Raw genomic sequence first — 21,898 nt, 5'->3', positions numbered from 1 at the left:
TTTTTTTATCCTTACAGGAGTGCGGCACATGTCAAAAGGGCATTCGCTACAAGACCCTTACTTGAATACATTGCGTAAAGAGAAGGTTGGCGTTTCCATCTACCTGGTCAACGGTATCAAGCTGCAGGGGACTATCGAGTCGTTCGACCAGTTCGTGATCCTGCTGAAAAACACCGTGAGCCAAATGGTTTACAAACACGCTATCTCGACAGTCGTCCCAGTACGTCCGATCCGTCTGCCTAGCGCGAGCGAATCTGATCTGGCAGACGCTGAGCCAGGTAACGCTTGATAGGAGTCTCCTTTGTTCTTTGAGCGCCACGGTGGTGGTGAGCGGGCGATCCTCGTTCACTTGGAAGTTCAGGACCCTGAGGCGCACGAAGATCCGCAGGAGTTCCAGGAGTTAGCAGTATCGGCTGGCGCCGAGACCGTCGCGTTTTTCAACGTGCCGCGTCATCGGCCTTCGGCCAAGCACCTGATTGGCAGTGGCAAGGTCGAGGAGTTGCGCGACCTGGTCAAGGCCGAGAAGGTCGACATTGTGATTTTCAATCACGTCCTCACGCCCAGTCAGGAGCGTAACCTCGAACGCGTGTTCGAGTGTCGCGTGCTTGACCGCACCGGGCTGATTCTCGACATCTTCGCTCAACGCGCCCGTACCCATGAAGGCAAGCTGCAGGTCGAACTGGCCCAGCTTGATCACATGAGCACGCGTCTTGTGCGCGGCTGGACCCACCTTGAGCGTCAAGGTGGCGGCATTGGTATGCGCGGGCCGGGTGAAACCCAGCTCGAAACCGACCGCCGTCTGTTGCGTATCCGCATCAGCCAGATCAAGTCGCGTCTGAAAAAAGTCCGCAGCCAACGTGAACAGTCCCGTAGAGGGCGCCAACGCGCCGATATTCCTACGGTGTCGCTGGTGGGGTATACCAACGCCGGTAAGTCCACGTTGTTCAATGCGGTCACGCAGTCAGACGTATTTGCCGCAGACCAATTGTTCGCCACGCTCGACCCGACCTTGCGCCGCGTTGACCTGGACGACCTGGGGCCGATCGTACTGGCCGATACCGTGGGCTTTATTCGTCACTTGCCGCACAAGCTTGTTGAAGCATTCCGGTCTACGCTCGAAGAGTCGAGCAATTCGGATTTGCTGCTGCACGTGATCGACGCGCATGAGCCTGAGCGCATGCAGCAGATCGAACAGGTGATGATCGTCCTCAACGAGATTGGCGCGCAGGACTTGCCGATCCTTGAGGTCTACAACAAAATCGATTTGCTTGAAGGTGTAGAGCCGCAGATCCAGCGTGATGCCGATGGCAAACCGCAGCGGGTCTGGTTGTCGGCCCGTGAAAACCAAGGTCTGGAGCTGCTTGAACAGGCCATTGCCGAGTTGTTGGGCAGTGATTTGTTCGTTGGCACCTTGCGCTTGCCGCAACGTTTTGCTCGACTGCGTGCACAGTTCTTCGAACTGGGGGTTGTGCAAAAAGAAGCGCATGACGATGAGGGCTCCAGTTTGTTGGACGTACGCCTGCCGCGTTCCGAGCTCAATCGCTTGGTCAGCCGTGAAGGGATGCAACCGCTGGAATTCATCGAAGAACACACTTTGCAATAAAAGCCTCCTAAAGCGGCCGTGCCGCTGTGGTAGGCATTCTGTAGCATTGGTCGGCGCGCCGTGGGCGCGTCTTTGCTTTATCAGATGGAGAGCGCTATGGCTTGGAATGAGCCGGGTGGCAACTCGAACAATCAAGATCCCTGGGGTAGCAAACGCCCTAAAAATGGCGACCGCAAGGGACCACCGGATCTCGACGAGGCCTTCCGAAAGCTGCAGGAAAGCCTGAATGGGTTGTTCGGTGGTGGAAAAAAACGTACCGGTGGCGGTGGCAACGAAGGTGGCTCAGGCGGTAAGAGCGCCGGCTTCGGTGTGCTCGGCCTGGTACTGGTCGTTATGGCAGCCGTCTGGCTGTACAGCGCGGTTTATGTGGTCGACGAGCAGGAGCAAGCCGTCGTGCTGCGCCTGGGCAAGTACTACGACACGGTAGGTCCGGGTCTGAACATCTACTTGCCGCCGTTCGATAAAAAGTACATGGAAAACGTAACGCGTGAGCGTGCGTACACCAAGCAGGGCCAGATGCTCACTGAAGACGAAAACATCGTCGAAGTGCCGCTGACCGTGCAGTACAAGATCAGCAACCTGCGCGACTACGTGCTGAACGTTGATCAACCGGAAGTCAGCCTGCAGCAAGCCACAGACAGTGCCTTGCGTCACGTCGTGGGTTCCACGTCGATGGACCAGGTGTTGACCGATGGCCGTGAACAAATGGCCGTAGAGATCAAGGACCGCCTGCAGCGTTTCCTCGATACCTACAAAACCGGTATTACGGTGACTCAGGTCAACGTACAAAACGCTGCTGCACCGCGTGAAGTACAAGAAGCCTTTGACGACGTGATCCGTGCCCGTGAAGACGAGCAGCGTGCCCGCAACCAGGCCGAAAGCTACGCCAATGGCGTGGTTCCGGAAGCCCGTGGTCAGGCACAGCGCATCATCGAAGATGCCAACGGTTACCGCGATGAAGTGGTGTCTCGCGCCAAGGGTGAAGCTGACCGCTTTACCAAGCTGGTGGCCGAGTACCGCAAAAATCCTGACGTGACCCGTGACCGTCTGTACCTGGACACCATGCAGGATGTCTTCAGCAACACCAGCAAAGTACTCGTGACCGGCAACAAAAACGGCCAGAGCAACCTGCTGTACTTGCCGTTGGACAAAATGATTGAAGGCCGTACTGGCGGCAGCAACTCGGTAACGGGTTCGGCAGCTGCGGCGAGCAGTTCTGATGCTGGCACGCACATCAACACGGATCTGCCGACACCACCGCGTACCAGGGAGAGTCGCTGATGAGCAATAAATCGCTGGTCGCCCTTATTGTTGCCGTTGTTGTGGCGATCGTTGCCTGGAACAGCTTCTACATCGTCTCGCAAACCGAACGTGCCGTGCTGTTGCGCTTCGGCCGTGTGGTTCAGGCCGATGTTCAGCCAGGCCTGCACGTGAAGATCCCTTACGTTAACCAGGTGCGCAAGTTTGACGCCCGCCTGATGACGCTGGATGCACCGACGCAGCGTTTCCTGACGCTGGAAAAGAAAGCGGTCATGGTCGATGCTTTCGCCAAGTGGCGTGTGAAAGATGCCGAGCGCTTCTACACCGCGACCTCGGGCATGAAGCAGATTGCTGACGAGCGCCTGTCGCGTCGTCTGGAATCGGGCCTGCGTGACCAGTTCGGTAAGCGCACCCTGCACGAAGTGGTGTCGGGTGAGCGTGATGCATTGATGGCTGACATCACTGCATCGCTGAACAAAATGGCTGAGAAAGAGCTGGGTATTGAAGTGGTCGACGTTCGCGTCAAGGCCATTGACCTGCCCAAAGAAGTAAACCGCAGCGTTTTCGAACGTATGAGCACCGAGCGTGAGCGTGAAGCACGTGAGCATCGGGCCAAGGGTAACGAGCTGGCAGAAGGCATTCGTGCTGACGCCGACCGTCAACGTCGTGTTCTGCTGGCCGAGGCTTATCGCCAGTCCGAAGAAGCACGCGGTGATGGCGATGCTCAGGCTGCTGCGATTTACTCCAAGGCTTACGGTCAGGACCAGGAGTTCTACAAGTTCTATCGCAGCCTGCGCGCTTATCGCGAAAGCTTTGCGAACAAGAGCGACGTATTGGTTCTGGACCCAAGCAGCGAGTTCTTCCGCTACCTGGACAAGTCCAAGCCGCAGTAAACCTGTAGGAGCGAGCTTGCCTCGCGATCTTTTGATCTCCAAAAGCTCGCTCCTGCAGCAAAAAAGCATCCTGTACACGCACTCCGCCGGGCGGGCAAATTGCCTCGCGGGGTGATCCTTTTAGAAAACGTGTGTATGATGCGGCAGCCGGGAAATTCCCGGCTTTTTTGCGTCTGCATGTTTGATTGACCGGATGGCTGTGACAGCATCGGTAGATTTTTCGAGGAATGTGCTGAGCCTGTCATTCAGGCTTTTTTGCTGTGCGCGCTAAAGACGCAGCCACGTTCTGCTTTACTCAAGGCTTGCCTGCTGGCTGGCCACCCGGATCATAGGGGAATGGCGTAATGGCAACGGTAGACCGCTGGCTTCTGCCAGATGGCATCGAAGAAGTACTTCCACCAGAGGCTGCGCGCATTGAAGTCGCGCGGCGTCAGGTGTTGGATCTGTTCCAGAGCTGGGGCTATGAGTTCGTCGTCACCCCGCATATTGAATACCTGGAATCCCTGCTGACAGGGGCTGGCCAGGATCTCGATCTGCGGACCTTTAAGGTTATTGACCCCAAGACGGGTCGCCAGATGGGTTTTCGTGCCGACATCACGCCGCAAGTGGCGCGCATTGATGCGCATACCTTGCGTCATGAAGGCCCGAGCCGTCTGTGCTACGCCGGCAGCGTCCTGCATGCTCAACCGCGTGCATTGTCGTCCTCGCGCAGCCCGATCCAGTTGGGCGCCGAGTTGTATGGCGATGCCAGCCCGAGCAGCGACGTAGAAGTCATCAGCTTGATGCTGGCCATGCTGCAACTGGCCGATGTGCCGGATGTGCACATGGACCTGGGGCATGTCGGCATTTACCGTGGGCTGGCCCGTGCGGCCAACCTGTCGGTTGAAGTGGAACAACAATTGTTCGACGCCCTGCAACGCAAGGCGATCGACGAAGTAACAGCCTTGACCGAAGGTTTGCCGGCCGATCTGGCCGACATGCTTCAGGCATTGGTGGGTTTGTGTGGCGGCCGTGAAGTGCTGGTTGCTGCGCGTGAGCGTCTGGCCAAGGCTCCGGCCGAGGTGATGGCTGCTCTGGACGACTTGCAGGCAATTGCCGAGCGGTTGTCGGTGCGTTTCCCGCAGTTGCCGCTGTATTTTGACCTGGGTGAGTTGCGTGGGTATCACTACCACACAGGTGTGGTGTTTGCGGTGTTTGTTCCGGGCGTTGGGGATTCCATCGCCCAGGGCGGTCGTTATGACGATATCGGTGCTGTGTTTGGGCGTGCCCGTCCGGCGACCGGTTTTTCGACCGATTTGAAAACCCTGGTAACCCTGGGGCGTGCTGAGGTTCAGCTACCGTCTGGCGGTATCTGGATGCCTGACAGCACAGATGCGGCACTCTGGCAGCAGGTTTGCCAGCTTCGCAGTGAAGGTCAGCGTGTGGTTCAGGCATTGCCTGGCCAGCCACAGACCGCCGCCCGTGATGCGGACTGCGACCGCCAATTGATTCAGCAGAACGGCTTGTGGCACGTCGTGCCGCTGGCTTCTTGAGTTTTCCTGCCGGCGGTTGCCGGCACCAAGTTTGCGCGAATGAGGACAAGTGTTATGGGTAAGAATGTCGTAGTCCTGGGCACCCAGTGGGGTGATGAGGGCAAAGGCAAGATCGTTGATCTGCTGACCGAACATGCTGCCGCTGTAGTGCGCTACCAAGGTGGCCACAACGCTGGCCACACCTTGGTGATCGACGGCGAAAAAACCGTTCTGCACCTGATTCCGTCGGGCGTATTGCGCGAAGGCGTGCAGTGCCTGATCGGCAACGGTGTGGTGGTTGCTCCAGACGCTCTGTTGCGTGAAATCATCAAGCTGGAAGAGAAAGGCGTACCGGTGCGTGAGCGCCTGCGTATCAGCCCGTCCTGCCCGCTGATCCTGTCGTTCCACGTTGCACTGGACCAGGCCCGTGAAAAAGCCCGTGGCGAGCTGAAGATCGGTACAACCGGTCGCGGCATTGGCCCGGCATACGAAGACAAGGTTGCACGTCGCGGTCTGCGTGTTGGCGATCTGCTGAACATGCCGCGTTTTGAAGCCAAACTGCGTGAACTGGTGGATTACCACAACTTCATGCTGGTGGGTTACTACAAAGACACCGCCATCGACTTCGACAAGACCCTGGCCGAGTGCAAAGAATACGCTGAGCTGCTCAAGCCGCTGATGCTGGACGTGACCGCTGAGCTGCACGACCTGCGTCGCGCTGGCAAAGACATCATGTTCGAAGGCGCTCAAGGTTCGCTGCTGGACATCGACCACGGTACCTACCCGTACGTGACCAGCTCCAACACCACCGCCGGTGGCGTTGCGACCGGTTCGGGCGTTGGCCCGATGTTCCTGGACTACATCCTGGGCATCACCAAGGCTTACACCACTCGCGTGGGTTCGGGCCCGTTCCCGACTGAGCTGTTCGACGACGTCGGCGCGCACCTGGCCAAACAAGGTCACGAGTTCGGTGCAACCACCGGCCGTGCCCGTCGTTGCGGCTGGTTCGACGCCGTTATCCTGCGTCGCGCTATCGATGTGAACAGCATCTCGGGCATCTGCCTGACCAAGCTGGACGTACTCGACGGTCTGGAAACCATCAACATCTGCGTTGGCTACAAAGATGCAGACGGCAACGAAGTGGCGCCAACCGACGCTGACAGCTACGTAGGCCTGCAGCCTGTGTACGAAGAAGTACCGGGCTGGACTGAATCGACCGTGGGTGCCAAAACCCTAGAAGAGCTGCCAGAAAACGCCCGTGCTTACATCAAGCGCGTAGAAGCACTGATCGGCGCGCCGATCGACATCGTCTCGACAGGTCCGGACCGCAACGAAACCATCGTTCTGCGTCACCCGTTCGCGTAACACGTCGCGATGCAAAACAAAGGGCCCTTCGGGGCCCTTTGTTGTTTTAGCCAGATCCACGGCATGACCCTTGCTTCAAAAACCTCATAAGCGTGCCATCAAAATAATGGCACCGTTGTGGAGGGGTTTTCTGTGTCTGCCGTACTCTCATTGTTACAAAGCCGTTTGTTGCGGCCGGTATTCGTTACCCTCGGTATCGCTCTTTTGGTGCAAGTGCTGGTGGCTGTCGCACTGACGCGGAGCACGGTCACGGCCCTGGAGTCCGATCTGGATGCGGGGCTGAGTGCAGACAGCAAGCACTTGGCCGCCGAACTGGAGTTGGCCGGGCGTGAGGTCAAGAGCAACCTGGACGGGTTGTCGGTCAGCACCCGCCAGCGCCTGACCGCAGGCCTGGAGCCGCGCCTTAAAGACGAACAGATGCAGCTCTGGGAAATGCTTGAGCAGAGCCTTAAAGACTCCGCGAACGACATGGCGCAGTTGCTGGCGGCCGTTTCGTCCCGGGCCATTTGGGACAACGATGTGCCAACCCTGTCGGACTTCGCTCGGCGTGCCCAGCGCAATCCCAATGTGCTGTTCGTGGTGTATGACGATGCCTCGGGGCAGCATCTGACGCGCTACCTCAACCGTGATAACCCGATCAACAAAGCCCTGCTGGAAAAGGGCAAGGGCGAGCGCGCGCTGGATAAAGTCCTCGATGCTGCGCGCAACGATCCGGCGGTGTATTACCTCGAAGCGCCCATCAGCCCCAACGGCGTTGTGATCGGCAAAGTGTTGATGGGCGTTTCTACTGCGTCGATCGAACAGTCTCTGGCGGCGCTGGATCAGCGTTTTGCGTCGTTGATCGTAAGCAGTGATCAGTTGGTCGACGACAGCCTGCAAGGCGCGGCCAGCGAAAGCTCCAAGGCCCTGGGCGCGCGTTTGCAGTCGGCGCAGGCGGCGGCCGCACAAATGCAGGTCAATACCGCGCACACCGTACGCGAGGCGGCAGAAGCGCTGCGCTGGCGCATCGGCTTGAGCCTGGCGCTGGTGGGGCTTGGCGTGTTGCTGGTACTGGCGGTGGTGTTGGGGCGGCGCGTGGTGAGCAAGTTACTGCTGCTTAACGCCGCCTTGAATGACCTGGCGGCAGGCGAGGGTGACCTGACCAAGCGCGTGGGCCTGAACAGCAAAGACGAGATTGGCGACATGGCGGCAGCGGTTGACCGTTTTGTCGACAAGTTGCAGCCCATCGTGCGTGAAGCGGGGGATGTGGCCCAGCGCACAGGGGTCGAGATTGGCGTGATGACGATGCGCAATGCCGGGGCGGATGCGGCGGCGCAGTTGCAGCGCGATGAAGTGGCGCAAAGCCTTGAGGCGCTGTCGACCATGGCCGATGCGGCGCAGTCTGAAAGCCAGGCGATGCAGGCGGCGCTGCGCCAAGTGGTGGACATTCGTCAGGCGACTGACGAAAACACCCGCACCTCGGCGCAAGTGGGCGGCTTGATTGAAGCGCTCGCCGGGCAAGTGGGCGAGGGCGCCAAGGTGATTGAGCGGCTGGCGCAGCAAAGCGAGCAGATCGAAGTGGTGCTGACGGTGATCCATGGCATTGCCGAGCAGACCAACCTGCTGGCGTTGAACGCCGCCATTGAAGCAGCGCGGGCAGGCGAGACGGGGCGCGGCTTTGCGGTAGTGGCCGATGAAGTCCGTGCGTTGGCGAGCAAAACACAAAGCTCTACCGGCGATATTCAGGCGCACATCGTGGCCTTGCAGCAGGGCGCCAAAGAAGCGGTCGCGGCGATTGCGCAGGCCGGGCGTCAGGCGGACGAAGGCCTGGCGGTGCTGCGCGGCAGTGTGAAATTGCAGAAGACCGTGCAGGCCTCGGTTGAGCAAGTGCACACAGCCATAGACGATGCGACCAAAGCCGCAGCGCATCAGGCTCAGGGCGCCCATGCAGTGCGTGGGCGGGTCGAAGTGATCCATGCCCAGGCCGAACGCGCGGCCGAGGCCGTCACGCAGACCACGGCCAGCGGCAAAGTGCTGGACAGCCTGGCAGAGCAGTTGAAGGCCAGTTTGGGGCAGTTCAGGGCTTAAAATCAAAAGCCCCTCTCCACGCCTCTCCCGGAGGGAGAGGGGACTGATTGGGGGATCTTGGTGATGGTGTGCGCTCTGCAAGCAATGGCGTTGAATCCGAAACCACCTCGGTAAAGCTCCCTCTCCCCCGGGAGAGGGTTGGGGTGAGGGCTGGCGGGTTACGCACAAGCGCATTCATGGCGAGCATTAATCAGTAAGTAGCGAGTCCACCAGCGCACGGGCCATCTCCATGCTGTGGATAACATTCCACAGCTGCTCGGCTTCAAGGCCTGAAAGGTGGGCGCTGACGTCGTCGGCGTTTAACTCTGCGCCTTTAAGCAGCAGCGAAACGTGTTCAAGCGCGTCTCGTGCGGGAATGCCAGGGTGAGTGGCGAACAGCAGCGTGCCGCGATGGGCGCTGGTGTGGAAGGCATCGAGGGGTGGGTCTGGGACGATTTTATTCATGTGCGCATACCTTGAGCAGTCTGAAAGAGGCTGCCACTGCCCGCTGTCATACGGAAAGGGTGGCAACTGCATGCGGGTGACAGACCGGGAAGGTATGCAAGCCCGGTGCACTCGAAAGTGCCCCGCACACAGCCGCCATAACGCGTGCTGGCATTACCTTGTTCGCAGTCTGTCAAAACCGGCCACTGAAATCAGTGACCCGTCGAGACTATCCGCGCAGTTCCAGCGCCACAAGGCGGTGAGGATTCTCTAGGAAAGGTCCTGCGAATGAAAGGGACGAAGCCGGTGCAGGCGTTGCGAATTGTGTGGGAAAAGACCCTCACCCTAGCCCTCTCCCGGAGGGAGAGGGGACTGATTGGGGGATCTTGGTGATGGTGTGCGGTCTGCAAGCAATGGCGTTGAATCCGAAACCACCTCGGTAAAGCTCCTTCTCCCTCCGGGAGAGGGTTGGGGTGAGGGCTGGCGGGTTACGCACAAGCGCATTCATGGCGAGCATTAATCAGTCAGCAGCGAGTCCACCAGCGCACGGGCCATCTCCATGCTGTGGATAACATTCCACAGCTGCTCGGCTTCAAGGCCTGAAAGGTGGGCGCTGATGTCATCGGCGTTTAACTCTGCGCCTTTAAGCAGCAGCGAAACGTGTTCAAGCGCGTCTCGTGCGGGAATACCGGGGTGGGTGGCGAACAGCAGCGTGCCGCGATGGGTGCTGGTGTGGAAGGTGTCGAGGGGTGGGTCTGGGACGATTTTATCCATACGAGAAACTCCAAACGTTGGAGCTGTCGTCAATCCGCTGTCAATCGCAAGGGTGGCAGCTATGTGCGGGTTGACAGACCGAGGAGTCTCGCGAACTCGGCGCACCCGAAGATGCCCCGCACATGGCCGCCATAACACAGTAGTGGTCATGCGAGATCAGTCGGTCTGTCAAAACCGGCCACTGAAATCAGTGACCCGTCGAGACTATCCGCGCAGTTCCAGCGCCACAAGGCGGTGAGGATTCTCTAGGAAAGGTCCTGCGAATGAAAGGGACGAAGCCGGTGCAGGCGTTGCGAATTGTGTGGGAAAAAGCCCCTCACCCTAGCCCTCTCCCAGAGGGAGAGGGGACTGATTGGGGGATCTTGAAGATCATTTGCGGTCTGCAAGCAATGGCGTTGAATCCGAAACCACCTCGGTAAAGCTCCCTCTCCCTCCGGGAGAGGGTTGGGGTGAGGGCGGCTTCAGCGGCTCAAATACATCCGCGTGGTCAGCAAATACACCGGCAAGCCCGACACCACGATCAACAGCGCGGCATAAGGCGCCGCGGCCGCAAACTCGACATTTGAGGTGTGCGCCCACACTTGGGTGGCCAAAGTGTTAAGCCCTGTCGGGCTCAGCAGCAAGGTGGCGGTCAGTTCTTTCATGGCGTCGAGAAACACCAGTGCAAACGCCGCGCCCAGCGCCGGGAAGATAATCGGCAAGGTCACCCGGCAAAACGCCGAGAACGACGAAGCGCCCAAGGTGCGGGCGGCTTCTTCCAGTTGCGGGGCGGCCTTGTTCAGCGCGGTGCGGATCGGTGCTTGCGCCAAGGGCAAAAACAGCAGCGCATACGCCACCAGCAGCAACGCCGAGGTCTGATACAGCACCGGCACGTAATGCAGCGAGAAGTACACCAGCGCCAGGGCAATGACCAGGCCCGGCAGGGCGTGCAGCAGGTACGGCAGGCGTTCGGCCCAGATCGCCAGTTGGCCTTTGTAACGCACCACCAGCAACCCCACCGGCACCGCCAGCACCAGACACAAGGCTGCACCGCCCAACGATAAGGCCAGCGACGAGAACAGCGCCTCGCCAATCGCCGCCATCGGGAAGGCCGCCGAGCTGCCCTTGATCAGCCAGTACGCCAGCATACCCAGCGGGATGCCGCTACCAATCACCGCCAGCAGCAGGCAATACACTTGCCCCACCAGCGACCACTTGCCCAACCGCACCTGCTCGGCGCGCCGTGCTGCGCCCTGGCCGATGCGAATGTGGCGGCCTTTGCCGCGCACTTTCAGCTCCAGCCACAACAGGCTCAGGCACATCACCAGCAGCACCGCCGACAGCATCGCCGCATTGGCGTTGCTGAATTCCAGTTCAAATTGCTGGTAGATCGCGGTGGTGAAGGTTTGCAGACCGATGATCGACAGCGCGCCAAATTCCACCAGCATGTGCAAGGCAATCAGCAGCGAGCCGGCCAGGAGCGAAGGCCAGAGCAGCGGCAGGGTGATCTTGAAAAACACTCCCCAACGGTTCTGCCCCAGGGTACGCGCTGATTCTTCCAGGGCCGGGTCAAGGTTGCGCAGGGTCGCAGCGACCGGCAGAAAGATCAGCGGGTATTTGGACAGGCTCATCACCAGAATGGCCCCGCCCAGGCCTTCAAAGCTGGCGCTGAGGGATACCCAGGTGAAGCTGCTGACGAACGCCGGGACGGCAAACGGCAAGCACAGGATCACGCCCCACAGGCGCCGCCCCGGCAAGTTGCTGCGTTCCAGCAACCAGGCCAGCGACAGGCCGACCACGGCGCATGTCACGGTCACACCCACCATCAGCAGCAGCGTGTTGCGCATCAGGCCGAATACATACGGCCGCCACAACAGGCTCAATGCCTGCGTCCAGCCGGCTTGCCAGGCTTTGGTGGCGACATACAGCAGCGGCAGCAGGCTGAGCCCGACCAGCAGCAGGACGGGCAGCAGCAGCCAGATCGACGGCCTTTTGCGCTTCAGGGTGTGGCGCACAGGGTGGGCAGTGGCGAGCATCAGAGCAGGCCGGTTTCGCGTTCGAGGTCCAGCGCTTCTTCGGCGTTGCCCAGGTCAGCCGGGGTGATTTTCGGCGCTTGCAGCTCTTCGAATGGCTTAAGACCACGGTCCGACACCATGCCTTTGCGCATCGGGTATTCGGCGGTGGTGTTGGTAATCACCCGCTGGCCCTCTTCGCTGGCCATATAGGCGAGCAATTGCTGGGCTTCTTTGGGGTGCTTGCTGGCTTTGATCACGCCTGCGCTGGACACGGTGATCAAGCCGCCCGCATCACCGTCGGTGAAGTAGTGCAGTTTGGAGTCCAGTTTGCCTTTCTCTTTTTCCAGGGCGAACCAGTAGTAGTTGTTCACCAGCACGGTGGCGACTTCGCCGTTTTCCACCGCTTTAAGTGCAACCATGTTGTTGGTGTAGGTTTTGCCGAAGGCGCGCAGGCCGGTCAGCCATTCTTCTGCGGCGTCGCGGCCGTGCAGTTTAATGATGGCCACGGCCTGTTCCTGGAAGGCGCCGCTGGTGGGGACGAAGCCGACTTTGCCTTGCCATTCAGGGTTGGCGAAATCGAGTACCGATTTGGGTAGCTCTTCTTCCTTGATCAACTTGGGGTTGAACGCCACGACGCGGGTGCGGGCGGTCACGCCGATCCAGGTGCCATTGGCGGCCACGTATTCTTTGGGCAGCGCTTGCAGGGTGCTGTCGTCGGCCTTGGCCAGAAAGCCTTGCTCGCCCAGGTTGTTCAGGGGCGGCGATTCTTCGGCGTAAAACACGTCAGCCGGGGAGCGGTCGCCTTCTTCCATGATCTGGCTGGCCAGTTGGTTGCTGCTGCCCTTGCGCACGTTGACGTGAATGCCGGTTTTGGCTTCAAAGGCGGCGGCCAGGTTATCGCCCACTTCTTTGTGCTGGCCGTTGTACAGCGTCAAGGTGACGGGGTCGGCTGCGTAGGCGGGGGAGGTCAGTGCAAGACCGAGGATGGAGAGCGTCAGGCCGCGCAGTAGAGATGTCGCAAGCCGGGTATTTCGGAGCATCATTCGCTGGGTTCCTCACTTTGGTACTACAAAACTTGTAACAATAATAAACGATATTGTTTCTCAAGTGCGGATCGGGCGAGGAGAGGTAGGCAGGAGGAGTGCAAAGGAAGGGAAATGCAGTCAGGGGCTGCATCTCATGCTGGCTTAGAACGCGACCCGTGCTTCCACGAAAAGGTTTTGGTCGCTGAGCTTGCCTTTTAGTTGTTCATCTCTGGCGTTGATGCGGTTGGCAAAGGAGTTGCGGCCTGTTTCAACTTTGCCCATATCGACATAGCGATAGCCTAAGCCCAGGCTCGTTGTTTCAGTCAGCTTGGCGGTCGCGCCAAGTCCTGCGCTGTAGGCAAAGTTATTCTGGCGTTTGTTCTCGAAGCGTCGGCTTTTATTGCCCTGATACCCCTCGGCATCTATCTGAGCTACACCGGCGCCGACCGTGCCGTAGAACGACAGCCAATCATTTACTGCAAAGTCTTTGTAAGCATTGAGCATCAGGCGTTGGCTATCAATCTTGAGCCGGTTCACGTTGGCTTCGAAAGGAGCCCAGTGGGAATCAAAGTTGGCATGGGTGCGCGAGGTGTATTCACCTTCAAGGCGCCAGCCGCCCGAAAACGCATGGCCCAATGCCAATGATCCAGAAATGCGTTTATTGCTGTCGGGGTTGGACACGCGGTCGGTGACGCGAGGGCTGGTTAACAGTGCGTCAGAGAGTTTTTGATGGGCGCTGTTGAGCTTGGCCGAGCCATACCACTCCCCAGCTTGTGCTGCAGGAATGCAAAATGCCGTAAGTATTAGTGCTAGGCAGGTATTGTTCATGGTGCTGACTCATCTTATTGGAATAGAAGAGTCGCATTCTTATTGAGGTGTCTTGCCGAAATGGATAAGACGAATCTGATTGTTCTGTGAGACAGGTTTTTTTTGGGCAGTATTTGAGGATTCGATGGAGCGCAGTTGCAGAGGATGTGCTTTAGAATGCCGGAAACTAAAAAGCCCGCTTTCGCGGGCTTTTTGAGTGGTTTCACAACCGTAGGCTGTAAACCTGAATTGGTGCCCAGAAGAAGACTCGAACTTCCACGGCCTTGCGGCCACCAGCACCTGAAGCTGGCGTGTCTACCAATTTCACCATCTGGGCAGTATCAGCAACGTTGCCGCTGTTGATGTGGCGCACTATACGGAGAGCTATTTGATCTGTAAACCCCTGTTTTGGTTTATAAATCAAAATTCTTTATGAAACCCCCAAATGCAAAAAACCCGCTTTCGCGGGTTTTGTGTGAGATGCAAGATTGTACTAATCTCACTCTCTAAATTGGTGCCCAGAAGAAGACTCGAACTTCCACGGCCTTGCGGCCACCAGCACCTGAAGCTGGCGTGTCTACCAATTTCACCATCTGGGCAGTATCTGCAACGTCGCCGTTGTCGATGGCGCGCACTATACGGATGCCCCTTTGACCTGTAAAGCGTTGTGATTAAAAATATTCAAAATATTTCGCGGGCGGTGTGTTTGAGCCCGCCAGGCGCGTCAGAACCGGCTAATAAGGCACTGCTAGAGTCCGAAATTTCCCGTTTCAATACGCGTATGCCAAACTAACCGCATATAGACAAGGTGAAAACTATCTAATGGCCGATTGGCAGACCCTCGATCCCGAGGCCGCACGTGAAGCGGAAAAATACGAAAACCCTATCCCAAGTCGCGAACTGATCCTTCAGCATCTGGCTGAACGCGGTTCGCCTGCTGCTCGTGAGCAGTTGGTCGCAGAGTTTGGGCTCACGACCGAAGACCAAATTGAAGCCCTGCGTCGCCGCCTGCGTGCGATGGAGCGCGATGCGCAACTGATTTACACCCGCCGTGGCACGTACGCACCGGTAGACAAACTCGACCTGATCCTGGGTCGCATCAGCGGTCACCGTGATGGCTTCGGCTTTTTGGTGCCGGACGATGGCAGCGACGACCTGTTCCTGAGCCCGGCGCAAATGCGTCTGGTGTTCGATGGCGACCGTGCGCTGGCCCGTGTTTCGGGTCTGGACCGCCGTGGCCGTCGTGAAGGCGTGATCGTTGAAGTGGTCTCGCGTGCTCACGAAACCATCGTGGGCCGTTACTTCGAAGAAGGCGGCATCGGCTTTGTAGTGGCCGATAACCCGAAAATCCAGCAGGAAGTGCTGGTGACTCCGGGCCGCAATGCGGGCGCGAAGATCGGGCAGTTCGTTGAAGTGAAGATCACTCATTGGCCGACCCCGCGCTTCCAGCCGCAGGGTGATGTGCTTGAAGTGGTGGGCAACTACATGGCGCCCGGCATGGAAATCGACATCGCGCTGCGCACCTACGACATTCCTCACGTCTGGCCGGAGGCTGTGCTTAAAGAAGCCGCCAAGCTCAAGCCAGAAGTTGAAGAGAAAGACAAAGAGAAGCGCATCGACCTGCGTCATCTGCCGTTCGTCACCATTGACGGCGAAGATGCCCGCGACTTCGATGACGCCGTGTATTGCGAAGCCAAGTCCGGCAAGCTGCGCTTGTTCGGCGGCGGCTGGAAGCTCTACGTGGCCATTGCCGACGTATCCAGCTACGTGAAAATTGGTTCGGCGCTGGACGCTGAAGCCCAAGTGCGTGGCAACTCGGTGTACTTCCCGGAGCGCGTGATTCCCATGCTGCCCGAGGAGTTGTCCAACGGCCTGTGCTCCCTGAACCCGAAAGTCGACCGTTTGGCCATGGTGTGCGAGATGACCATCTCCAAAACCGGCGAAATGACCGACTATCAGTTCTACGAGGCGGTGATTCACTCACAGGCGCGTCTGACCTACAACAAGGTCAGCACCATCCTTGAGCACCCGAAAACCAACGACGCCAAGCAACTGCGCAGCGAATACGCTGATGTGGTGCCGCACCTCAAGCAACTGTACGCACTGTACAAAGTGCTGCTGGGCGCTCGTCATACCCGTGGCGCGATTGACTTTGAAACGCAGGAAACCCGGATCATCTTCGGTTCCGAGCGCAAAATCGCTGAAATTCGCCCAACCACGCGTAACGACGCGCACAAGCTGATCGAAGAATGCATGCTGGCGGCCAACGTTGCCACCGCTGAGTTCCTCAAGAAGCACGAAATTCCGGCCCTGTACCGTGTGCACGACGGCCCGCCACCTGAGCGTCTGGAAAAACTCCGCGCGTTCCTCGGTGAGTTGGGTCTGAGCCTGCACAAAGGTAAGGATGGCCCTTCGCCGAAGGACTATCAGGCGTTGCTTGAGCACATCAAGGACCGCCCCGATTACCACCTGATCCAGACCGTGATGCTGCGCTCGTTGAGCCAGGCGGTGTACAGCGCTGATAACCAGGGCCACTTCGGCCTGAACTACGAAGCCTATACCCACTTCACTTCGCCGATCCGTCGTTACCCGGACTTGCTCACGCATCGGGCGATTCGCAGCGTTATCCATTCCAAGCAGGATACCCCGCACGTTCTGCGTGCTGGCGCGATGACCATCCCGAAAGCGCGCATTTACCCGTACGACGAAGCGATTCTGGAGCAGCTCGGCGAGCAATGCTCGATGAGCGAGCGCCGTGCCGATGAAGCCACGCGTGACGTGACCAACTGGCTCAAGTGCGAGTTCATGAAGGACCGCGTAGGCGAGACGTTCCCGGGTGTGGTGACGGCAGTTACCGGTTTTGGCCTGTTCGTTGAACTGACCGACATTTATGTTGAAGGTCTGGTCCACGTGACTGCCTTGCCGGGCGACTACTACCACTTTGACCCTGTGCATCACCGCCTGGCGGGCGAGCGCACCGGTCGCAGCTTCCGCTTGGGTGACACGGTTGAAGTGCGCGTCATGCGGGTTGATCTGGACGAGCGCAAAATCGACTTCGAAATGGCTGAGAAAACCCTCAGCGCGCCGATTGGTCGTAAAAATCGCACCGACGAAAAGCCTGTGCGTAAAAACGCAGGTAAATCCGGGACCAAGCCGACTGAGCCGCCACCGGTTGAAGCGGCTAAACCCGCTCGCCGCAGCGCGCCAGCCAAAACCGTGAAAGCTTCTGACGGTGCTTATCGCTCCAGCGACGCGGCGGCCAATAACGCCGAAGTGCGTAAAAGCCGCGAAGTGAAAAAGGCGCTGTTGGCTGATGCGAAAAGCGGCGGTCGAGCATCGGAGTCGGGAAAGTCGGGGAGGGCAGCACCCGCTAAAGACGCGGGCAAGCCTTCCAAACCCAGCAAACATCGTAAAGGCCCGCCAAAATCGGGCGCTGCGCCTGCCAGCAAAAGCGGCGGGTCGCGCAAACCTAAGGCCAAGTCATGAGTCAGTTGGAAAAAATCTACGGCATTCACGCTGTAGAAGCGTTGCTTCGTCACCACCCAAAACGCGTCAAGCACATCTGGTTGGCTGAAAGCCGCAACGATCCTCGCGTCCAGACCCTGGTCGCGCTGGCTGCTGAAAACCGCATCGACGTCGGTCAGGCCGAGCGCCGTGAAATGGACGCCTGGGTTGAAGGCGTGCACCAGGGCGTTGTGGCGGATGTGAGCCCGAGCCAGGTGTGGGGCGAGGCCATGCTCAACGAATTGCTGGATCGCACCGAAGGTGCTCCGCTGATTCTGGTACTGGATGGCGTGACAGACCCGCACAACCTGGGTGCTTGCCTGCGTACCGCCGATGCGGCCGGTGCACTGGCGGTTATCGTGCCCAAAGACAAGTCGGCAACGCTGACCCCAACGGTACGAAAAGTAGCCTGCGGCGCGGCGGAAGTGATTCCGTTGGTGGCCGTGACCAACCTGGCCGCGACGCTTAAAAAGCTGCAACAACGTGGCTTGTGGATCGTCGGTACGGCGGGCGAAGCCGAGCAGGAGCTGTACGAGCAAGACCTGACCGGCCCGACCATCATGATCATGGGTGCAGAAGGCAAAGGCATGCGCCGCCTGACTCGCGAGCATTGCGACTACCTGGTGCGCCTGCCGATGGCGGGCAGCGTCAGCAGCCTGAACGTCTCGGTAGCGACCGGCGTTTGCCTGTTTGAAGCCCTGCGTCAGCGCAGCGTCAAAGCCAAGGCTCCTGCCAAAAAGAAATAACCCACACCGCCCTCAACGGTAGGAGCGAGCTTGCCTCGCGATCTTGTAAAGATTAAAAGATCGCGAGGCAAGCTCGCTCCTACGGTTATAGGGGGCGTTTGTATTGTTCAAATAATCACCAATCACCTTGCGTCGCTCTTGTCCCTTCTCTACAATTGCGCCCCTTGCCATCATGGCGGGCGCATATGTGCCTCTCTAGGCAAGACACACAAGTGTCATTCACTCCTTGTCTGACCGCTTTAAGTTAGCGGCAGGCTACAACCCGTAAGGAGCATTCATGCGTCATTACGAAATCATCTTTTTGGTCCACCCGGATCAAAGCGAACAAGTCGGCGGCATGGTAGAGCGTTACACCAAGCTGATCGAAGAAGACGGCGGCAAAATCCACCGTCTGGAAGATTGGGGCCGTCGTCAACTGGCCTACGCAATCAACAATGTTCACAAGGCTCACTACGTGATGCTGAACGTTGAGTGCACTGGCAAAGCCCTGGCTGAGCTGGAAGACAACTTCCGTTACAACGATGCTGTGATCCGTAACCTGGTCATCCGTCGCGACGAAGCCGTAACTGGCCAGTCCGAGATGCTCAAGGCTGAAGAGAACCGCAGTGAGCGCCGTGAGCGTCGTGACCGTCCTGAGCATTCTGACAGCGCCGATGGCGATGACAGCGATAACAGCGACGCCAGCGATAACGCTGACGAGTAATCCACGGACCTTTTGAGGAGCCAATTACATGGCACGTTTCTTCCGTCGTCGTAAATTCTGCCGCTTCACCGCAGAAGAAGTGAAAGAGATCGATTACAAAGATCTCAACACTCTGAAAGCTTACGTATCCGAGACCGGCAAAATTGTTCCAAGCCGCATCACCGGTACTAAAGCTCGTTATCAGCGTCAGCTGGCCACCGCTATCAAGCGCGCCCGCTTCCTGGCCCTGCTGGCCTACACCGACAGCCACGGCCGCTGAGACCGGGCAGTCGACAGGTAGTAAAGGATTGAATGCATGCGTGCCCTAGCTGAGTTCATCATGCGAGGCCGTGTGCAGGCCACGTTAATCGTGGCCGGATGTGCGGCATTGCCGTTTTTGTTCTGGTTGAGTGCTGCTGCAGGTTGCCTTGTGCTCCTGCGGCGCGGTCCGAGAGATGCCTTGAGCATCCTCTCATGGGCTTTACTGCCGGCCTTGGCCTGGTGGTTTATGGGCGAACCCCGCACCTTGATGGTGCTGTTGGGAACCCTGGGATTGGCGATGCTCTTGCGCGCCGGTCAGCCCTGGTACCGCGTGCTGCTGGTCAGCGTAGCGTTGGGTGTGGTGTATGGCGTGGTTCTGGGCACGGTTTTCCGCGAACCCATTGGTGCGATGGCGCAGGAGTTGGAAAAACTTCTGCCGCAGATCCTCAGTGGTCTCTACGACAAGTTATCTGACGTAGAGCGAGCGCGCCTAGGAGCACTGATTGCACCCGTCCTCACCGGTTTGATTGCAGCTTTGATGCAGGTCGTCAGCGTGCTGAGCCTGATTCTTGGGCGTTACTGGCAAGCGCTGTTGTATAACCCGGGCGGTTTTGCCAGCGAATTTCGCAGCATCCGCCTACCGCTGGGACCAGCGCTATTGTTGCTGGCGTGCATGCTTGTAGGGCCGAACTTCGGTCCGCAAATGGCCATGTTGACGCCGTTGTGCAGCGTAGCGTTGTTCTTCGCCGGCCTGGCCCTGATACACGGGCTGGTAGCGAAAAAGCGACTGGCCAAGTTTTGGCTGGTGGGGTTGTACGTCACGCTGCTGCTGTTCATGCAGCTGATCTATCCGTTGCTCGTGGTCTTGGCCATTGTCGACAGCCTGATTGATTTTCGCGGACGTCTGGCGCCGAAAGACGCTGATAAAGGCTCTGCGGACGGTGAAGGTTAAAAGTTAAGAGGATTTTCACATGCAACTGATCCTTCTGGAAAAAGTCGCAAACCTGGGCAACCTGGGCGACAAAGTAAATGTTAAGGCCGGCTACGGTCGTAACTACCTGCTGCCGTACGGCAAAGCTACCGCTGCAACCGCTGCCAACCTGGCTGCGTTTGAAGAGCGTCGCGCTGAGCTGGAAAAAGCAGCAGCTGACAAGAAAGCTTCGGCCGAAACTCGTGCTGCTCAACTGGGCGAGCTGGAAGTGACTATCACTGCCACCGCCGGTGACGAAGGCAAGCTGTTCGGTTCGATCGGTACTCACGACATCGCTGATGCACTGACCGCCTCTGGCGTTGAAGTTGCAAAAAGCGAAGTTCGTCTGCCGAACGGCACTATCCGCAACGTTGGCGAATTCGACGTGGCTGTGCACCTGCACGCCGAAGTTGAAGCAACCGTACGCGTTGTTGTGGTAGCTGCTTAAGCAGTCTTAACTGACTGGCACCCTGTGTGCTGGACGGTTAACATCGGGCACGATCCTGTTTACAGGTCGTGCCCTTTGTCTTTCTGCTGATCCTGATTTTCACCCCAAACTGACACGTGGCCATGAACGATATTTCCGCTCCTGAGCAATACGACCTGCAAACCGCAGCCCTGAAGGTGCCGCCGCACTCCATCGAGGCCGAACAGGCTGTACTCGGTGGTCTGATGCTGGACAACAACGCCTGGGAACGCGTGTTGGATCAGGTCTCGGACGGCGATTTTTATCGGCATGACCATCGCCTGATTTTCCGCGCCATCGCCAAACTGGCCGACCAGAACTCACCCATTGACGTCGTGACCCTTGCCGAGCAATTGGACAAGGAAGGTCAGACCTCGCAAGTCGGTGGTCTGGGCTACCTGGGCGAACTGGCGAAGAACACCCCGTCGGTGGCGAACATCAAGGCCTACGCCCAGATCGTTCGTCAGCGTGCGACGTTGCGCCAACTGATCGGCATCAGCACTGAAATTGCCGACAGCGCCTTCAACCCGGAAGGCCGCACCGCAGAAGAGATCCTCGACGAAGCTGAGCGGCAGATCTTTGCGATTGCCGAGGCCCGGCCTAAAACCGGCGGCCCGGTGAGCGTCAACGACCTGTTGACCAAAGCCATCGACCGTATCGACACCCTGTTTAATACCGACGAAGCCATTACCGGCTTGTCCACCGGCTACACCGACCTCGACAACATGACCAGCGGCTTGCAGCCAGCCGACTTGATCATCGTTGCGGGCCGTCCATCGATGGGTAAAACCACCTTCGCCATGAACCTGGTTGAGAACGCCGTGTTGCGCAGCGACAAGGCGGTACTGGTTTACTCGCTTGAGATGCCAGGTGAATCGCTGATCATGCGTATGCTCTCGTCGCTTGGGCGTATCGATCAGAGCAAGGTGCGTGCGGGTCGCCTCGAAGATGACGACTGGCCACGCCTGACCTCGGCGGTCAACCTGCTCAACGATCGCAAGCTGTTCATTGATGACACGGCGGGTATCAGCCCGTCCGAGATGCGTGCCCGTACCCGGCGCCTGGTGCGTGAGCACGGCGAGATTGGCATGATCATGATCGACTACCTGCAGTTGATGCAGATCCCGGGTTCGGGCGGCGATAACCGGACCAACGAGATTTCTGAAATTTCGCGGTCCCTGAAAGCGCTGGCCAAGGAATTCAACTGCCCGGTGATTGCCCTGTCGCAGCTCAACCGTTCCCTGGAACAACGGCCCAACAAACGCCCGATCAACTCCGACTTGCGTGAATCCGGAGCCATCGAGCAGGACGCCGACGTCATCATGTTCGTGTACCGGGACGAGGTGTATCACCCCGAAACCGAGCACAAGGGCGTTGCTGAAATCATCATCGGCAAGCAGCGTAACGGCCCTATCGGCACGGCGCGATTGGCGTTTATCGGCAAATACACACGCTTCGAAAACCTCGCGCCGGGCAGTTACAACTTCGACGACGAGTAACCAGTAGCCCGCTGTCAGCAATGCCCGCCATTGGCTCCTGCTACAGCT

The 21,898-nt window shown here is 58.5% G+C and carries 18 protein-coding genes, 2 tRNA genes and 2 pseudogenes; 15 read left to right on the top strand and 7 right to left on the bottom strand.

Translation table 11 applies throughout. The features are described from left to right. Positions 1-28 precede the first annotated feature (28 nt). The 8 genes and pseudogenes from hfq to ACJJU9_RS22585 all read left to right on the top strand — a co-directional run. A complete protein-coding gene (gene hfq / locus ACJJU9_RS22620; protein ID WP_048366600.1) occupies positions 29-289 on the top strand; it encodes an RNA chaperone Hfq in 261 nt (86 codons plus the stop codon). A 12-nt stretch (positions 290-301) separates the two neighbouring features. Then, complete coding sequence (hflX, locus tag ACJJU9_RS22615) at positions 302-1,603, top strand: ribosome rescue GTPase HflX (RefSeq protein ID WP_407729571.1); 1,302 nt, start codon at positions 302-304, stop codon at positions 1,601-1,603. A 96-nt stretch (positions 1,604-1,699) separates the two neighbouring features. Then, on the top strand, positions 1,700-2,884 hold the full coding sequence (gene hflK, locus ACJJU9_RS22610; RefSeq protein ID WP_407729570.1) for an FtsH protease activity modulator HflK: 1,185 nt from the start codon (positions 1,700-1,702) through the stop codon (positions 2,882-2,884). Then, positions 2,884-3,756: a protease modulator HflC gene (gene hflC, locus ACJJU9_RS22605; protein WP_048366597.1), complete on the top strand. Its 873-nt coding sequence runs from the start codon at positions 2,884-2,886 to the stop codon at positions 3,754-3,756. Before hflK ends, hflC begins: the two co-directional genes overlap by 1 nt. 344 nt (positions 3,757-4,100) lie before the next feature. Further along, a complete protein-coding gene (locus ACJJU9_RS22600; protein WP_048385271.1) occupies positions 4,101-5,288 on the top strand; it encodes an ATP phosphoribosyltransferase regulatory subunit in 1,188 nt (395 codons plus the stop codon). Between the two features lie 54 nt (positions 5,289-5,342). Then, the gene (locus ACJJU9_RS22595) at positions 5,343-6,632 is read left to right on the top strand and encodes an adenylosuccinate synthase (protein WP_048366595.1); all 1,290 of its coding nucleotides are present in this window, start codon (positions 5,343-5,345) and stop codon (positions 6,630-6,632) included. Positions 6,633-7,049: 417 nt separating this feature from the next. Next, positions 7,050-7,793, top strand: a pseudogene (locus ACJJU9_RS22590) (methyl-accepting chemotaxis protein); the annotation flags it as partial. A gap of 396 nt (positions 7,794-8,189) precedes the next feature. Continuing rightward, positions 8,190-8,699: pseudogene (locus ACJJU9_RS22585) on the top strand (methyl-accepting chemotaxis protein); the annotation flags it as partial. Positions 8,700-8,885: 186 nt separating this feature from the next. On the opposite strand, the gene ACJJU9_RS22580 reads toward ACJJU9_RS22585, so the two are convergent. The 7 genes from ACJJU9_RS22580 to ACJJU9_RS22550 form a co-directional block, all read right to left on the bottom strand. Next, positions 8,886-9,143, bottom strand: a complete 258-nt coding sequence (locus ACJJU9_RS22580) for a DUF3077 domain-containing protein (protein WP_282363767.1) — start codon at positions 9,141-9,143, stop codon at positions 8,886-8,888. Positions 9,144-9,638: 495 nt separating this feature from the next. Further along, on the bottom strand, positions 9,639-9,896 hold the full coding sequence (locus ACJJU9_RS22575; RefSeq protein WP_407729569.1) for a DUF3077 domain-containing protein: 258 nt from the start codon (positions 9,894-9,896) through the stop codon (positions 9,639-9,641). Positions 9,897-10,357: 461 nt separating this feature from the next. After that, positions 10,358-11,911, bottom strand: coding sequence for an iron ABC transporter permease (locus ACJJU9_RS22570; RefSeq protein WP_048366592.1), 1,554 nt, complete (start codon positions 11,909-11,911; stop codon positions 10,358-10,360). Further along, the gene (locus ACJJU9_RS22565; RefSeq protein WP_153333279.1) at positions 11,911-12,933 is read right to left on the bottom strand and encodes an iron ABC transporter substrate-binding protein; all 1,023 of its coding nucleotides are present in this window, start codon (positions 12,931-12,933) and stop codon (positions 11,911-11,913) included. The genes ACJJU9_RS22570 and ACJJU9_RS22565 overlap by 1 nt, the downstream gene beginning before the upstream one ends. A 144-nt stretch (positions 12,934-13,077) precedes the next feature. Beyond that, positions 13,078-13,743, bottom strand: coding sequence for an outer membrane protein (locus ACJJU9_RS22560; protein WP_153392762.1), 666 nt, complete (start codon positions 13,741-13,743; stop codon positions 13,078-13,080). A 229-nt stretch (positions 13,744-13,972) separates the two neighbouring features. Beyond that, positions 13,973-14,059: transfer RNA gene (locus ACJJU9_RS22555), tRNA-Leu, on the bottom strand. Between the two features lie 175 nt (positions 14,060-14,234). After that, a tRNA-Leu gene (locus tag ACJJU9_RS22550) sits at positions 14,235-14,321 on the bottom strand. Positions 14,322-14,544: 223 nt separating this feature from the next. On the opposite strand from ACJJU9_RS22550, the gene rnr reads away from it, so the two are divergent. The 7 genes from rnr (at position 14,545) to dnaB (ending at position 21,850) form a co-directional block, all read left to right on the top strand. Continuing rightward, entirely contained in the window at positions 14,545-17,208 is a 2,664-nt protein-coding gene (gene rnr, locus ACJJU9_RS22545; protein ID WP_048385283.1) for a ribonuclease R, read from the top strand. Then, complete coding sequence (gene rlmB / locus ACJJU9_RS22540; RefSeq protein WP_048366586.1) at positions 17,205-17,972, top strand: 23S rRNA (guanosine(2251)-2'-O)-methyltransferase RlmB; 768 nt, start codon at positions 17,205-17,207, stop codon at positions 17,970-17,972. Before rnr ends, rlmB begins: the two co-directional genes overlap by 4 nt. Positions 17,973-18,249: 277 nt before the next feature. Then, positions 18,250-18,675: a 30S ribosomal protein S6 gene (rpsF, locus tag ACJJU9_RS22535; protein ID WP_003439045.1), complete on the top strand. Its 426-nt coding sequence runs from the start codon at positions 18,250-18,252 to the stop codon at positions 18,673-18,675. 28 nt (positions 18,676-18,703) lie between these two features. Continuing rightward, positions 18,704-18,934 (top strand): 30S ribosomal protein S18, encoded by a 231-nt coding sequence (gene rpsR / locus ACJJU9_RS22530; RefSeq protein ID WP_003171373.1) that lies wholly within the window; start codon positions 18,704-18,706, stop codon positions 18,932-18,934. 36 nt (positions 18,935-18,970) lie between these two features. Beyond that, a complete protein-coding gene (locus ACJJU9_RS22525) occupies positions 18,971-19,867 on the top strand; it encodes a hypothetical protein (RefSeq protein WP_048366585.1) in 897 nt (298 codons plus the stop codon). Between the two features lie 19 nt (positions 19,868-19,886). Further along, positions 19,887-20,333 (top strand): 50S ribosomal protein L9, encoded by a 447-nt coding sequence (gene rplI, locus ACJJU9_RS22520; RefSeq protein WP_048366584.1) that lies wholly within the window; start codon positions 19,887-19,889, stop codon positions 20,331-20,333. A gap of 122 nt (positions 20,334-20,455) precedes the next feature. Continuing rightward, positions 20,456-21,850: a replicative DNA helicase gene (gene dnaB, locus ACJJU9_RS22515; RefSeq protein WP_048366583.1), complete on the top strand. Its 1,395-nt coding sequence runs from the start codon at positions 20,456-20,458 to the stop codon at positions 21,848-21,850. Positions 21,851-21,898 lie beyond the last annotated feature (48 nt).

Source organism: Pseudomonas helleri (genome assembly GCF_045830615.1).
GTDB classification, from domain to species: Bacteria; Pseudomonadota; Gammaproteobacteria; order Pseudomonadales; family Pseudomonadaceae; genus Aquipseudomonas; species Aquipseudomonas helleri.
The sequence above is the reverse complement of the archived record's forward strand: the minus strand, read 5'-3'. Positions and strand labels throughout refer to the sequence as shown.

Coding starts and splice junctions, on each gene's coding strand:
- hfq (WP_048366600.1), top strand. CDS start 29: ATGTCAAAAGGGCATTCGCTACAAGACCCTTACTTGAATACATTGCGT.
- hflK (WP_407729570.1), top strand. CDS start 1,700: ATGGCTTGGAATGAGCCGGGTGGCAACTCGAACAATCAAGATCCCTGG.
- hflC (WP_048366597.1), top strand. CDS start 2,884: ATGAGCAATAAATCGCTGGTCGCCCTTATTGTTGCCGTTGTTGTGGCG.
- ACJJU9_RS22600 (WP_048385271.1), top strand. CDS start 4,101: ATGGCAACGGTAGACCGCTGGCTTCTGCCAGATGGCATCGAAGAAGTA.
- ACJJU9_RS22595 (WP_048366595.1), top strand. CDS start 5,343: ATGGGTAAGAATGTCGTAGTCCTGGGCACCCAGTGGGGTGATGAGGGC.
- ACJJU9_RS22580 (WP_282363767.1), bottom strand. CDS start 9,143: ATGAATAAAATCGTCCCAGACCCACCCCTCGATGCCTTCCACACCAGC.
- ACJJU9_RS22575 (WP_407729569.1), bottom strand. CDS start 9,896: ATGGATAAAATCGTCCCAGACCCACCCCTCGACACCTTCCACACCAGC.
- ACJJU9_RS22570 (WP_048366592.1), bottom strand. CDS start 11,911: ATGCTCGCCACTGCCCACCCTGTGCGCCACACCCTGAAGCGCAAAAGG.
- ACJJU9_RS22565 (WP_153333279.1), bottom strand. CDS start 12,933: ATGATGCTCCGAAATACCCGGCTTGCGACATCTCTACTGCGCGGCCTG.
- ACJJU9_RS22560 (WP_153392762.1), bottom strand. CDS start 13,743: ATGAACAATACCTGCCTAGCACTAATACTTACGGCATTTTGCATTCCT.
- rnr (WP_048385283.1), top strand. CDS start 14,545: ATGGCCGATTGGCAGACCCTCGATCCCGAGGCCGCACGTGAAGCGGAA.
- rlmB (WP_048366586.1), top strand. CDS start 17,205: ATGAGTCAGTTGGAAAAAATCTACGGCATTCACGCTGTAGAAGCGTTG.
- rpsF (WP_003439045.1), top strand. CDS start 18,250: ATGCGTCATTACGAAATCATCTTTTTGGTCCACCCGGATCAAAGCGAA.
- rpsR (WP_003171373.1), top strand. CDS start 18,704: ATGGCACGTTTCTTCCGTCGTCGTAAATTCTGCCGCTTCACCGCAGAA.
- ACJJU9_RS22525 (WP_048366585.1), top strand. CDS start 18,971: ATGCGTGCCCTAGCTGAGTTCATCATGCGAGGCCGTGTGCAGGCCACG.
- rplI (WP_048366584.1), top strand. CDS start 19,887: ATGCAACTGATCCTTCTGGAAAAAGTCGCAAACCTGGGCAACCTGGGC.
- dnaB (WP_048366583.1), top strand. CDS start 20,456: ATGAACGATATTTCCGCTCCTGAGCAATACGACCTGCAAACCGCAGCC.